Origin of the sequence: Nocardia sp. NPDC060249, assembly GCF_042728755.1 — a bacterium.
Taxonomy (GTDB): domain Bacteria; phylum Actinomycetota; class Actinomycetes; order Mycobacteriales; family Mycobacteriaceae; genus Nocardia.
Genome location: NZ_JBHXAQ010000011.1, coordinates 154679 through 167524, shown reverse-complemented (window position 1 = coordinate 167524; position 12846 = coordinate 154679). Strand labels below are relative to the sequence as shown.

The 12846-nt window shown below is 65.1% G+C and carries 14 protein-coding genes and 1 rRNA gene; all 15 read right to left on the bottom strand.

Annotation, left to right across the window (positions count from 1 at the left end; translation table 11 throughout):
- Positions 1-83 (bottom strand): 16S ribosomal RNA (locus ACFWFP_RS28705); the annotation flags it as partial.
- A 444-nt stretch (positions 84-527) separates the two neighbouring features.
- Positions 528-1808 (bottom strand): UDP-N-acetylglucosamine 1-carboxyvinyltransferase, encoded by a 1281-nt coding sequence (murA, locus tag ACFWFP_RS28700; RefSeq protein ID WP_379300114.1) that lies wholly within the window; start codon positions 1806-1808, stop codon positions 528-530.
- A gap of 91 nt (positions 1809-1899) precedes the next feature.
- On the bottom strand, positions 1900-2478 hold the full coding sequence (locus tag ACFWFP_RS28695; protein ID WP_379300112.1) for a cob(I)yrinic acid a,c-diamide adenosyltransferase: 579 nt from the start codon (positions 2476-2478) through the stop codon (positions 1900-1902).
- The gene (locus ACFWFP_RS28690; protein WP_379300110.1) at positions 2475-2903 is read right to left on the bottom strand and encodes a DUF2550 domain-containing protein; all 429 of its coding nucleotides are present in this window, start codon (positions 2901-2903) and stop codon (positions 2475-2477) included. Before ACFWFP_RS28690 ends, ACFWFP_RS28695 begins: the two co-directional genes overlap by 4 nt.
- A 186-nt stretch (positions 2904-3089) precedes the next feature.
- The gene (locus tag ACFWFP_RS28685; protein ID WP_378963587.1) at positions 3090-3467 is read right to left on the bottom strand and encodes a F0F1 ATP synthase subunit epsilon; all 378 of its coding nucleotides are present in this window, start codon (positions 3465-3467) and stop codon (positions 3090-3092) included.
- Between the two features lie 6 nt (positions 3468-3473).
- Positions 3474-4922 carry a F0F1 ATP synthase subunit beta gene (gene atpD / locus ACFWFP_RS28680; RefSeq protein WP_056817894.1) on the bottom strand — a complete coding sequence of 483 codons (1449 nt, stop codon included), beginning with the start codon at positions 4920-4922 and terminating at the stop codon, positions 3474-3476.
- Positions 4923-4947: 25 nt separating this feature from the next.
- Positions 4948-5919, bottom strand: a complete 972-nt coding sequence (locus tag ACFWFP_RS28675; protein ID WP_379300108.1) for a F0F1 ATP synthase subunit gamma — start codon at positions 5917-5919, stop codon at positions 4948-4950.
- A gap of 58 nt (positions 5920-5977) precedes the next feature.
- Positions 5978-7618, bottom strand: coding sequence for a F0F1 ATP synthase subunit alpha (gene atpA / locus ACFWFP_RS28670; RefSeq protein WP_379300106.1), 1641 nt, complete (start codon positions 7616-7618; stop codon positions 5978-5980).
- A gap of 58 nt (positions 7619-7676) precedes the next feature.
- Positions 7677-8489: a F0F1 ATP synthase subunit delta gene (locus ACFWFP_RS28665; protein ID WP_379300104.1), complete on the bottom strand. Its 813-nt coding sequence runs from the start codon at positions 8487-8489 to the stop codon at positions 7677-7679.
- Between the two features lie 19 nt (positions 8490-8508).
- Complete coding sequence (locus tag ACFWFP_RS28660; protein WP_379220589.1) at positions 8509-9066, bottom strand: F0F1 ATP synthase subunit B; 558 nt, start codon at positions 9064-9066, stop codon at positions 8509-8511.
- A 5-nt stretch (positions 9067-9071) separates the two neighbouring features.
- A complete protein-coding gene (locus tag ACFWFP_RS28655; protein WP_056817903.1) occupies positions 9072-9320 on the bottom strand; it encodes an ATP synthase F0 subunit C in 249 nt (82 codons plus the stop codon).
- 72 nt (positions 9321-9392) lie between these two features.
- On the bottom strand, positions 9393-10247 hold the full coding sequence (gene atpB, locus ACFWFP_RS28650) for a F0F1 ATP synthase subunit A (protein ID WP_379300102.1): 855 nt from the start codon (positions 10245-10247) through the stop codon (positions 9393-9395).
- Positions 10248-10533: 286 nt separating this feature from the next.
- A complete protein-coding gene (locus ACFWFP_RS28645) occupies positions 10534-10992 on the bottom strand; it encodes a hypothetical protein (protein WP_379300100.1) in 459 nt (152 codons plus the stop codon).
- A 28-nt stretch (positions 10993-11020) separates the two neighbouring features.
- On the bottom strand, positions 11021-12151 hold the full coding sequence (locus ACFWFP_RS28640) for an MraY family glycosyltransferase (RefSeq protein ID WP_379220585.1): 1131 nt from the start codon (positions 12149-12151) through the stop codon (positions 11021-11023).
- Positions 12152-12164: 13 nt separating this feature from the next.
- The gene (locus tag ACFWFP_RS28635) at positions 12165-12830 is read right to left on the bottom strand and encodes an L-threonylcarbamoyladenylate synthase (protein WP_379300098.1); all 666 of its coding nucleotides are present in this window, start codon (positions 12828-12830) and stop codon (positions 12165-12167) included.
- Positions 12831-12846 lie beyond the last annotated feature (16 nt).

Sequence of the window (12846 nt, the reverse complement as noted above, 5' to 3'; positions counted from 1 at the left end):
CCCGAAGGGCCTTACCGCTCGACTTGCATGTGTTAAGCACGCCGCCAGCGTTCGTCCTGAGCCAGGATCAAACTCTCCGTTGAAGACTCTCGAAAACACCCCAAAGGGGTGCAATCAAAATTATCTAACTAGAGTCCGAAAACCTAGCAAAGCCAAACACCAGCAAAAAAGTTTTCGCTGTTGTTCAATGTCCAACCTTCCACGACCGGGGGGTACGCGAAGGCTGGAACCAATAATAATATTGGCACTGACATTCATCGACACACTATTGAGTTCTCAAAGAACACACGCACACACTTCTACCCACAACTTCTCGGAGGGGTTTCGGTGAGGCAAGGGTTCATACTTTAGCTCAAGACCAACCTCGGAAGCAAATCCCGGAGTATGTTGCCCTGAACACATGATCAGTCAGGCGCTCAACGTCCTACCTCGTGTCCCAGCCAGTGGCTGAGTCGGTGTCCGTGTCGCTCTGACTCGAATAAAGTTACGTGCCGACCAACACGAAGTCAAATCGGCTGGTCAGCGGCCTATTTCGGCGCATCCACCCGTTCGACCTGTCCTCCGAGCGCTTGCATCTGCTCGACGAACCTCGGGTAGCCGCGGTCGATGTGATAGACGTCGTGCACTTCGGTGACGCCATCGGCGACGAGGCCGGCGAGCACCAGGCCCGCACCCGCACGGATATCCGACGACCAGACCGGCGCACTGGACAACCGCGGGATCCCACGTACCACCGCGTGGTGACCGTCGGTCCGGGCGTCGGAACCGAGCCGGATCATCTCCTCCACGAAACGGAACCGCGCCTCGAAGACGTTCTCGGTGATCATCGAGGTGCCGTCGGCGATGGCGGCCAGGCCGATGGCCATCGGCTGCAGGTCGGTCGGAAAACCGGGGAACGGCAGCGTCGCGAAGTTCACCGCGCGCGGACGCTCGGCCTGCACGACCCGGAAGCCGTTGGGCTCGTAGGAGATTCGCGCACCGGCCGAGCGCAGCTTGTCCAGCACCAGGGCCAGGTGCTTGGGGTTGACACCGGTGACCCGGACATCGCCGGTGGTCATCGCCGCGGCGATCCCCCAGGTGGCGGCGACGATACGGTCGCCGATCACCCGGTGCGTGGTGGGCGAGAGGCTCTTGACGCCCTGCACGGTGAGCACCGAGGAACCGGCACCCTCGATCCGCGCACCCATCTGGACGAGCATGGTGCACAGGTCGACGATGTCGGGCTCGCGTGCCGCGTTGTCGATGACCGTCTCCCCCTCGGCCAGGACCGCGGCCATCAGGATGTTCTCGGTCGCACCCACCGACGGGAAGTCGAGGCGGATGCGCGCGCCCTGCAGCTCGTCGGCGCGCGCCACGACGCAACCGTGCTCGATCTCGCTGGTCGCGCCGAGCAGGCGCAGGCCCGCCTGGTGCATATCGAGGGGACGCGAACCGATCGCGTCACCACCGGGAAGCGCCACCACGGCGCGTTTGCAGCGCGCCATCAGCGGACCGAGCACACACACCGACGCGCGGAACTGGGTCACCGCGGGGAAATCCGCGTGGTACTTGGGTTCGGCGGGAGTATCGATGGTGACCACCGAGTTGTCGCCGCCGACGTCGTCGGAGATTGTCACGTCGCAGCCGAGACCGCGCAGCACCTCCGCCATCAGGGGGACATCGAGGATGTCGGGGCAGTTGGTGATGGTGGTCGTGCCCTCGGCCAGCAACGAGGCAGCCATCAGCTTCAGCACGCTGTTCTTCGCGCCGCCGACCGCGACCTCGCCGACGAGTCGATTGCCGCCGGAGACCAGAAACCGTTCGCTCACCACGCCAGCTTATCGACCGTCACGCGACGACACGCCCCCCTGCCACGAAAGAACAAGAAACCGGCCGATTCTCCGCGTCGGAGAGTCGCTTTCAGCGTGGCAGTCCGCCGCCGGGCTGCCACAACACGTCACCGGAGGGGTTGGTGGCCCGGCTGAGGATGAACAGCAGGTCCGAGAGTCGATTCAGGTATTTCGCGGGCAGCACGCTGGTGTTGTCGGGGTGGGAATCGACGGCCGCCCACGCGGATCGCTCGGCGCGGCGCACCACGGTACGGGCTGTGTGCAACAACGCAGCCAACGGCGTGCCGCCGGGCAGGATGAACGAATTCAGCGGTGCCAGACCGTCGTTGAACTCGTCGCACCACTTCTCCAGCCGGTCGATATAGGGCTGGGTGATGCGCAGCGGCGGGTACTTCGGCTCGGCGACAACCGGGGTGGACAGATCGGCGCCCGCGTCGAACAGATCGTTCTGGATCTGGCGCAGCACCGCCAGCACAGCGGGCTCGGGCGCACCGAGCGCGACAGCGACACCGAGGGCCGCGTTCGCCTCGTCACAGTCGGCGTAGGCGATCAGCCGCGGATCATTCTTGGCGACCCGGGAGAAATCGCTGAGACCGGTCGTACCGTCGTCACCCGTGCGGGTATAGATCCGGGTCAAATGCACGCTCACGATGGGCCTCCACGAGTGCGGCGGGCGCGATCGGACGGTCGCGACTCCACCCAGGACAGAAAAGCCGCCATCGAACCGCGGTCGAGCGCGAGCTCGAAGCTGTTGTGCGGATCGGTGACGGCTACCACCACGATGTCATCGCTCATGATGTCGAATTCGTCGCCCTGCGGCGCTCGGCGCTCGACGATCTCGAGGCCCTGCCGATGCACCGTGGAGTCGGGTCCGAATTTCAGGCTGGTCAATTTGAAGAAGACGAGGCGATCCTCGTCGTAGCGAATGAGCCCGTGCCGCCAGCCTTGGCCGCCGCGCGCGGGCAGTGAACGTAGGAGCGCGGCCGTGCCCCCGCGGCGCAACATCACCAGGCGATAGGTCGACGCACCGGCTACGAACACGAGCGTCAGTACCAGAATGATCAGGAGAACCATCCCGGTTTGCAATGCCGTACGCCCTTTCGCTCTAGCCGGTGTCAAAGACACCCCCGCCCAGACATTCAATCACGCCCACTACGGGGCGCTCCGGCCGGATCGTCTATCCCCAGAAAAAGGCGGTACAAACAACTCTGCCGGCGAGGAACCGAAGTTCCTCGCCGGCAGGGAGTCGTACTACTGCGATCAGTCGGTCACGGTCGCTTCGACCGCGCGCACCTGGCCCTGCGCCGCGCGCAGCTCCACCTCGGTGGCGCTCGCGTCGGCCAGCACCTTGCGTGCCGCGTCGACGTCGACCTCACCCGCGAGATCCGCGGACTCGGCCAGCACACGCACGGTGTCGGCGGTGACCGAGAAGAAGCCGCCGTGCACCGCGGCGACGATCCGCTCACCGTCGGTCGACACGATGGAGACCGTGCCGCCCTCGACGAGCTGACCGAGCAGCGGCTCGTGGCCTGCCATGATGCCGATCTGACCTTCGGTGGTCTGCGCGCTGACGAACGAAGCCTGGCCGGACCAGATCTTGCGTTCGACAGCTACGAGATCAACTGTCATCTCCGCCATAGTGGACTACTTCCCGAGGATCTTCTTCGCGGCTGCCTCGACGTCGTCGAGACCACCGCAGGAGTTGAACGCCTGCTCCGGGTAGTGGTCGAACTCGCCCTTGCAGACACGGTCGAAGTCGTCGATGGTCTGTTCCAGCGGAACGACCGAGCCGACCTGGCCGGTGAACTTCTCGGCGACGATGAAGTTCTGACCGAGGAACTTCTCCAGGCGACGGGCGCGACCGACGAGGACCTTGTCCTCTTCGGAGAGCTCGTCCATGCCGAGGATGGCGATGATGTCCTGCAGTTCCTTGTACTTCTGCAGGATCCGCTTGACCTCGTTGGCAACCCGGAAGTGGCGCTCGCCGACGATCGAAGCCTCGAGGATACGAGAGGTCGAGGTCAGCGGGTCGACGGCCGGGTAGATGCCCTTCTGCGAGATCGGGCGCGAAAGCTCGGTCGTCGCATCCAGGTGGGCGAAGGTGGTCGCCGGCGCCGGGTCGGTGTAGTCGTCGGCGGGGACGTAGATCGCCTGCAGCGAGGTGATCGAGCGACCCTTGGTCGAGGTGATGCGCTCCTGGAGCTGACCCATCTCGTCCGCCAGCGTCGGCTGGTAACCCACGGCCGAAGGCATGCGACCCAGCAGGGTCGAGACCTCGGAACCGGCCTGGGTGAAACGGAAGATGTTGTCGATGAAGAGCAGCACGTCCTGGTGCTGGACATCGCGGAAGTACTCCGCCATGGTCAGCGCCGACAGGGCCACGCGCATACGCGTGCCCGGCGGCTCGTCCATCTGGCCGAAGACGAGGGCGGTGTCCGGAAGGACGCCCATCTCTTCCATTTCCAGACGGAGGTCGGTGCCCTCACGGGTACGCTCACCGACGCCCGCGAACACCGAGGTGCCCGAGAACTCGCGAGCGATACGGGTGATCATCTCCTGGATCAGCACGGTCTTGCCGACACCGGCACCACCGAACAGACCGATCTTGCCGCCCTTGACGTACGGGGTCAGCAGGTCGATGACCTTGACGCCGGTCTCGAGGATCTCGGTCTTGCCCTCGAGCTGGTCGAAGCTCGGCGGCTGACGGTGGATGCCCCACTGCTCGCCGTCCCGGCCGAGGCCGGGGGTGTCGAGGCAGTCACCGAGGGCGTTGAACACGTGGCCCTTGACGATGTCGCCGACGGGCACCGAGATCGGCTTGCCGGTGTCGGTGACGGTCGCGCCACGGACCAGGCCGTCGGTCGGCTGCATCGAGATGGTGCGCACGATGTTGTCGCCGAGGTGCTGAGCGACCTCGAGGGTGAGGGTCTTGGCCACCGACGGCAGTTCGATGTCGGAGTTCAGAGCGTTGAACAGCTCGGGAATGGCGCCACGCGGGAACTCGACGTCCACGACGGGGCCGATGACACGGACGACGCGACCAGCGGTTTCGCCCGCCTTCTTCGCGTTGTCCTGAGTGACAGCTGCGGTCATTAGATTGGTTCTCTTCCTGCGCTACTTAGTCGCGGTCCGAGCTCGACGCCAGCGCATTGACGCCGCCGACGATTTCGCTGATTTCCTGCGTGATCTGGGCCTGACGCACCGAGTTCGCCTCGCGCTGGAGCACATTGGCCAGCTCGTTGGCGTTATCGGTCGCCGCCTTCATTGCGGTGCGCCGAGCCGCGGACTCGGATGCCGCTGCCTCGAGCAACGATGCGTAGATACGCGTGTTGATGTACTTGGGCAGCAGAGCCCCGAGCAGCACATCGGCGTCCGGCTCGAACTCGTACTGCGCCGTGGCCACCGCATTCGGCGAATCCGACATGATGTCGTCACCGAGCTCGTAGTTCTCGTCGACGTAGCTGACCTGGATCGGCGCCAGGCGGCGCACCTCCGGGTTCTGGGTCAGCATCGAGACGAACTTGGTGTACACGATGTGCAGCTCGTCGACGCCCTCGATGGTTCCGGTGCCGTCGAGCGAGGGGACCTCGCCGTCGGAGCCGGCCATGAAGGCCTCGACCAGGTGCTGGCACGCGGCCGACGCGTCGGTGTACTTGGGCTGCTGGGAGAAGCCTGCCCACGACGCCTGGAACGGACGGTTGCGGAACTTGTAGTACGTGATGCCCTTACTGCCCATCACGTACAGAACGGGTTCCTTGCCGTCGCCACGCAGCGAGGTCATGAGCTCCTCGGCACGCTTGAGCACGTTCGAGTTGTAGCCACCGCACATACCGCTGTCACTGGTGATCACCAGGACGGCGGCCCGACGAGCGTTGGGACGCTCGGTCAGCAGCGGGTGCGACAGGTTCTTCGAAGCGCTCGCCAGTTCGCCGAGGACCTTGGTGATCTCCTCGGCGTACGGCTTGGCAGCCGCGACCCTGGCCTGGGCCTTGGAGATTCGCGAGGTCGCGATCAGTTCCTGAGCCTTGGTGATCTTCTTGATCGAATTCACACCACGAATGCGGGAGCGCAATTCGCGCAAACTTGCCACTAGCGGTTCACACTCCCTTCATTCGCCAGATCGGAAATTGCCGACATCATGACCCGGCTTACTTGTCGACGTGCTTGCGGGTGACCGACAGCGACTCGACCTCTTCGTGGTCCAGCTCGCCCGCGGCAGCCTCGTTCACGATGCGGTTGCCGTCCGAATCGAGGAAGCCCTGCTTGAACTTGTCGGTTTCGGCCTTGATCGCGTCGGCGGCCTCGCCGGCGAGCGGCTTCTTGCCACCCTCGAGCGCGTCGAACGAGGACTGGGTCGCACCGTGCAGGTACTCCAGCAGCTCATTGGTGAAGCGACGCACGTCGGCGACGGGCACCGACTCGTAGTAGCCGGCGTCGACCAGGAAGATCGAGACGACCTGATCCTCGACCGAGACCGGGGCGTACTGGTCCTGCTTGAGCAGCTCGACCCAGCGCGCGCCACGCTCGAGCTGCGCCAGCGACGCGGCATCGAGGTCGGAGGCGAAGGCGGAGAACGCCTCCAGCTCGCGGTACTGCGCCATTTCCAGACGCAGCGAACCGGCGACCTTCTTCATGGCCTTGGTCTGAGCGGCGCCACCGACACGGGAGACCGAGGTACCGACGTTGATCGCCGGGCGGACGCCCTTGTTGAACAGGTCGGACTCGAGGAAGACCTGGCCGTCGGTGATGGAGATGACGTTGGTCGGGATGAACGCCGAGACGTCGTTGGCCTTGGTCTCGATGATCGGCAGACCGGTCATCGAGCCCGCGCCCATCTCGTCGGACAGCTTCGCGCAACGCTCCAGCAGACGGGAGTGCAGGTAGAAGACGTCACCGGGGTACGCCTCGCGGCCCGGCGGACGACGCAGCAGCAGCGAGATGGCGCGGTACGCCTCGGCCTGCTTGGTCAGGTCGTCGAACACGATGAGGACGTGCTTACCCTGGTACATCCAGTGCTGGCCGATGGCCGAACCGGTGTACGGAGCCAGCCACTTGAAGCCGGCGGAGTCGGAGGCCGGGGCCGCGACGATGGTGGTGTACTCCATCGCGCCGTGCTCCTCGAGCGCGGTCTTGACGCCCGCGATGGTGGAGCCCTTCTGGCCGATCGCGACGTAGATGCAGCGAACCTGCTTGTCGGCGTCGCCGGTCTCCCAGTTCGCCTTCTGGTTCAGGATCGCGTCGATCGCGACGGCGGTCTTGCCCGTCTTGCGGTCGCCGATGATCAGCTGACGCTGGCCGCGGCCGATGGCGGTCAGCGCGTCGATCGCGGTGATGCCGGTGGCGAGGGGCTCTTCGACCGGCTGACGCTCCAGCACGGACGCGGCCTGCAGCTCCAGCACGCGGCGCTCGTCGGACTCGATCTCGCCCAGGCCGTCGATCGGCTGGCCGAGCGGGTTGACGACGCGACCGAGGAACTTGTCACCCACCGGGACCGAGAGCACGTCGCCGGTGCGACGGACCTGCTGGCCCTCTTCCAGCGAGGCGTACTCGCCGAGAATGACGGCACCGATGTTGGTGTCCTCGAGGTTCAGCGCGACGCCGAGAACCCCGCCGGGGAACTCGAGCAGCTCGTTGGCCATCGCCGAAGGCAGGCCGCTGACGTGCGCGATACCGTCGCCGGTATCGGTCACGACGCCGACTTCTTCGATGGAGGTTTCCGGGGTGTAGCTCTGGGTGTAGCTCTCGATCGCGCTACGGATCTCGTCGGAGGAGATCGTCAGCTCCGCCATGTTGTTCCTGCTCTCGCTGTGTCTCGAATGTCGGGGGTTGGAGTCTGCGTGGTGTCCGTCAGGACAGTGCCCGACGCAGCTTCTCCAGTCGGCCGGTGGCGCTGCCGTCGATCACGTCGTCTCCGACGCGGACGACGACGCCGCTCAGCAGCGTCGAGTCGACCTGCACGTGCACGGTGACCGCCTTGCCGTAGATCCGCCGCAGGGAAGCCGACAGCTTCTCCTTCTGCTGATCGTTCAGCTCGACCGCCGAGTTCACGTGGGCGACGATCTGGTCACGACGGGCCGCCGCCAGATCGGACAGGGCGTCGAAGGCGACGCCGATGTTGTTGGTCCGCAGGCGGGTCACCGCCTGCTCGGCCAGCGCCAGGGTGACCGGCTCGACCTTGCCGTTGAGCAGCCGCTCGACCAGTTCGCGCCGCGCCGAGGCGGGCTTTCCCTGATCGGACAGTGCCTGCTCCAGCTTCGGGTTGTCGGCGATGATGCGTCCGAGCCGGAACAGCTCGTCCTCCACCGCGTCCTGCCGACCGCCGACGGCGGCGGACTCCAGCAGAGCCTCCTGCCCGAGCAGCACCAGGGTGTCGACCAAGTCGCGGGTGCGTGACCAGTCCTGCGCCACCGCGGTGGTCAGCACTGCCTGCGTGGCAATGCTGACCTTGCCGCCGAAGACCCGCTCGCTGAGTTCAGCGCGCGCCGAACCCGGCACCGAGGCGTCCGCGAGCGCCACACGCAGCGAACGCTGGTCGTCCAGCACGGCGACAACGGCGAACAGTTCCGACCCCGTCGTGGCCGCAACAGTTTCGCTTCCGGTCAGAGCGACCCGAAGCGCCTCACGAGACCGGGTACTGGCCTCGCGGCTCGCTGCGTACATGCTTCTCACTTTCGCGTCGCTACCTTCCGACCCCGATGGCGTCGGTGTCGTCGAGTTCGCTGAGGAACTTGTCGATCGACGCCGCCTGCTTGGCTTCGTCCGAAACAGACTGACCGATGATCTTCTCGGCCAGGTCGACGGCCGTACGGCCGACCTCGGAACGCAGCTCCGTCAGGATCTGCTGGCGCTGGGCTTCCAGCTGGGAGTGACCGGCGGCGACGATACGGTCGCTTTCGGCCTGGGCATCCGTGCGCATCTGCGCGAGGATCTGCTGACCCTGGGTGCGTGCTTCCTCACGGATGCGCGCGGCCTCGAGCCGGGCGTCGGCCAGCTGCTGCTGATACTGCTGCAGCGTCTGCTGGGCTTCGGCCTGGGCTGCTTCGGCCCTGGCGATACCGCCTTCGATCTTGTCCGTGCGCTCTTCGAGTGTCTTGGTCACACGCGGGATCACGTATTTCCAGAAGAGCACGCCGATGATGACGACGCAGACGATCGACCAGACGATGTCGTACGTTGCGGGAACGAGAGGATTCACATCCTCTCCACCCTCAGCTGCGAGCGTGATGAGTTCGCGCATCGGAATCAGAAGATGAAGCCGGCGACGAGGCCGATCAGCGCCAGGGCCTCGGTGAACGCGATACCGAGGAACATGGTGGTGCGGATCTGGCCGGACAGCTCGGGCTGACGAGCGATGCCCTCGATGGCCTTACCGACGACGATACCCACGCCGATGCCGGGGCCGATCGCGGCCAGACCGTAGCCGATGGCGCCGAAGCCCTTGAAGGTGCTCTCGGTGGTCGCGGCTTCCTGGGCCAGGTAAGCGAGGCTCATGAATCTTTCCCTTTCTGTTGCTCACCCGCCGGTCGGCGTGTGTAGCAGGTTTCCGGTCGTTGGTCGGTCAGGTCAGTGGTCGGCAGCGTGCTGCGACTGGCCGATGTACACGGCGGTCAGCAGCGCGAAAACGTAAGCCTGCAGGAAGATCACCAGCAGCTCGAAGAGCGTGAAGCCGATGCCGGCCAGCAGCGAGAACGGCGAGAAGACCTTCATCCACGCGGCGGCGTCGAACAGGAAGAACCAGGTCGCGCTGAAGAACAGCACCAGCATGATGTGGCCGGCCAGCATGTTGGCCAAAAGACGCACGGTGAGCGTGAACGGGCGCAGGATGAAGGTCGAGATGAACTCGATCGGGATCAGCAGCACGTGCAGCGCGATCGGGACGTCGGGCACGATGATGCTGTGGCGGATGTAGGAGAAGAACCCGTACTTCCGGATGCCGACGTAGTTGTAGGCGACATAGACGATCGCGGCCAGGACCAGCGGCATGCCGATGCGCGCATTGGACGAGATGTTCAAACCGGGAATCACGCCGGAGAAGTTCAGGAACAGAACCGTGAAGAAGATCGTCGCGATCAGCGGGAGGAACTTCTTGCCGGTTTCCTTACCGAGCACCTCGTCGGCGATCTGCTCCTTGACGAAAACCACACCGGCTTCCATCACGTTCTGCAGGCCGCGGGGCACGATCTTCGGTGACCGGAAAGCCAGCACGAAGACGGCCACCAGAACGGCGGTCATCAATAGGCGGACCAGCATCAGGCGATCGAGTTCGAACGGCGTCCCCGCGAACAGCACTGCTGGAGGGTAGAAGTCGGACAGCGATGGCGCGTGAAACTCGCCCGCCGCCAAAGTGATGACGCTCAGCGTTCTCTCCCGTGTTCGGGCCGCGGGTACGACGGTCATTCCCGCGGTTCGATCGGACATTGACGATCAATGGGGGTCGACTCTGGTCGGCTCGAAATTCGACAGCCGCTTGTACGGTGTAACCCGTACAGCTACTGATCGGGCGTCGGCGACATCGTCGACATGCTTCAACCGGATACATTCCACCCGGATCGGCAGTAAGCATAGCGGCACCGGGTGGGATCTCGATGATCCCCCCTGGTAACTCGAGGCAATGCCCCGAGTTTGTCGGGCCGAGCCTCTAGCTTGGGTGCTTGCTTACCAACACTTTACCAAGCTATCTACGACAGTGCGTAGCTGGGTGGGATTATTCCTGCTCGGAAGCCGTTTCGCCGTCTCCCGCGCGTGTCGTGACGTACGGAACCTTCTGGCTCACAACGCCGTACGTCTCGGCACCGAGGACGATCAGCAGGGCTCCTACCACCGTAAAGAACAGCGCGGGCCTGCTGTAGAAGTCGAACTGGTTGAGCACGACGATCACCAGCAGCGCCACCAGCATCTTGCCGACCCAGCTGACCAGCATCACCGCACCCGCCATGGTCGGCGGCAGCTTCGCGCCGAGCAGCACCGCGACGACCGTGGTGAGAATGAACCCACCGCCGATCGCGGCGCCGAGCAGCGCGCCCCACAGACCGGGCATCCCGGCCACCGCGGTGGCGATCGCCACCGAGACGACGACGAGCACGCCGAGGCCGATCAGGCCGTAGCGCAGCGCGGCGCGCAGAGGAGCGTCAGGGCCTGGCACGGTTTCGGGTGTAAAGCTCACGGCCCGAACTTTACCTTGCGGGCCGAACTCAGTGCTGCGTCGACTCCGACCTGCGCACGGACGGGATCGCGGTCACTACCAGCGCGAACACCAATCCGCCCGCCACCAGCAGAACAACGAGGCGCCTATCCATCAGGGAAGTTCCCACCGCGCCGAACGCGAGTACGCCGACCCATAAATAGATCAGCAGGACCACGCGCCGGTGCGAATGTCCGATCTGGAGCAATCGGTGGTGCAGATGCATTTTGTCCGGTGTGGAGAAACTCACGCCGGCGCGCACCCGGCGCACGATCGCCAGCAACAGATCGAGCACCGGAATGAACATCACCGCGCCGACCAGCAACAGCGGCGACAGCAAACCGACAATGTCGCGCGGGCCGTAACCCTGCAGCGGAATTCGGCCGGAGGCGCCGGTGGATACCGCGGCCAAGATCAAACCGATCATCATCGAACCGGTATCGCCCATGAATATTCGGGCGGGCGAGAAATTGTGCGGCAGAAATCCGAGGCAGGCACCGGCCAGCGCGGCGGCCAGCAACGCGGGCGGATAGGTGTCGACGGAGCCGCCCTGGTCGTAGAGCAAACCGATGGAGAACACGAAAACGGCGCTCGCGCAGATCAAACCGAGACCGGCGGCGAGGCCGTCCAAACCGTCGACGAAGTTCATCGCGTTCACCAGAGTGACGGTGATGCCGACGGTGACCAGGCCGCCCTGCAACGCGTCGAGCACAACGGTGGTGTCGTTGAAGGGGTTGTAGATCACGTACCAGCTCAGGCCCATCACGGCCATGACGCCCGCCGCGGTGATCTGACCGACGAATTTGGTGAGCGCGTCCAATCCCCACCGGTCGTCGACGATGCCGACCAGCACGATGATCGTCGCGGCGACCAGCACCGCCGGGATATCCGGGGCGTAGTCGAAACCTCGTCGCAGCGCGGGCAATTGGTGCGCGAACAACACCGCGGCGACGACGCCGACGTACATGCCGACGCCGCCCATCCGCGGCACCGGCTTCACGTGCACATCGCGCTCACGTGGCACCGCCACCGCGCCGAACGCGATGGCGAGCACCCGCACACCTCCGGTGGCCAGGAAGGTCACCGTGGCGGAGACGAGCAGCACGAGCAGTAGCTCGCGCAGGGGAACGACGGAGCTCATCAGCGTCGTGCGATCACCGCTGCGCGGAGTTGATCAGGGCTTCCGGGACCATCCCGAGCACCTCCGCGATATCGGCCACCGGCACAGCACCCTCCCGCAACACCCGCGGCTGATCCGCGGTGAGATCGACGATCGTCGAAGCCACGGCGTGTTCGGCCGGACCGCCGTCGAGATACACGCTCGCCAGCGACCCCAGCTGCTCACGCGCCTGCGCGGCGGTGGTCGCGGGCGGCTGTCCCGACACATTCGCGCTGGACACCGCGAGCGGGCCCACTTCGCGCAGCAATTCCAGCGCGACCGGATGCAACGGCATCCGCAACATCACGGTGCCCCGGGTATCGCCGAGATCCCACGCGAGCGAAGGCGCCGCCTGCACGACAAGACTCAGCGCACCGGGCCAGAACGCGCGAATCAGATCGCGCGCCTGCGGCCGCACCGAGAACACCAGACCGTCGATCGTGTGCCACGACCCGACGAGTACCGGGACGGGCATATCGCGTCCGCGCCGCTTGGCGGCCAGCAGATCGCTCACGGCGGCGGAATCGAACGCGTCGGCGGCGAGGCCGTAGAGCGTGTCGGTAGGCATCACGACCAATCGACCGGACTTCAATGCGCTGGTGGCCGCCGTAATCCCCGCGGCCCGCGAATCGCCCTCAGCACAGTCATAGACGGTACTCACGCTGTTCCGCCTCTCC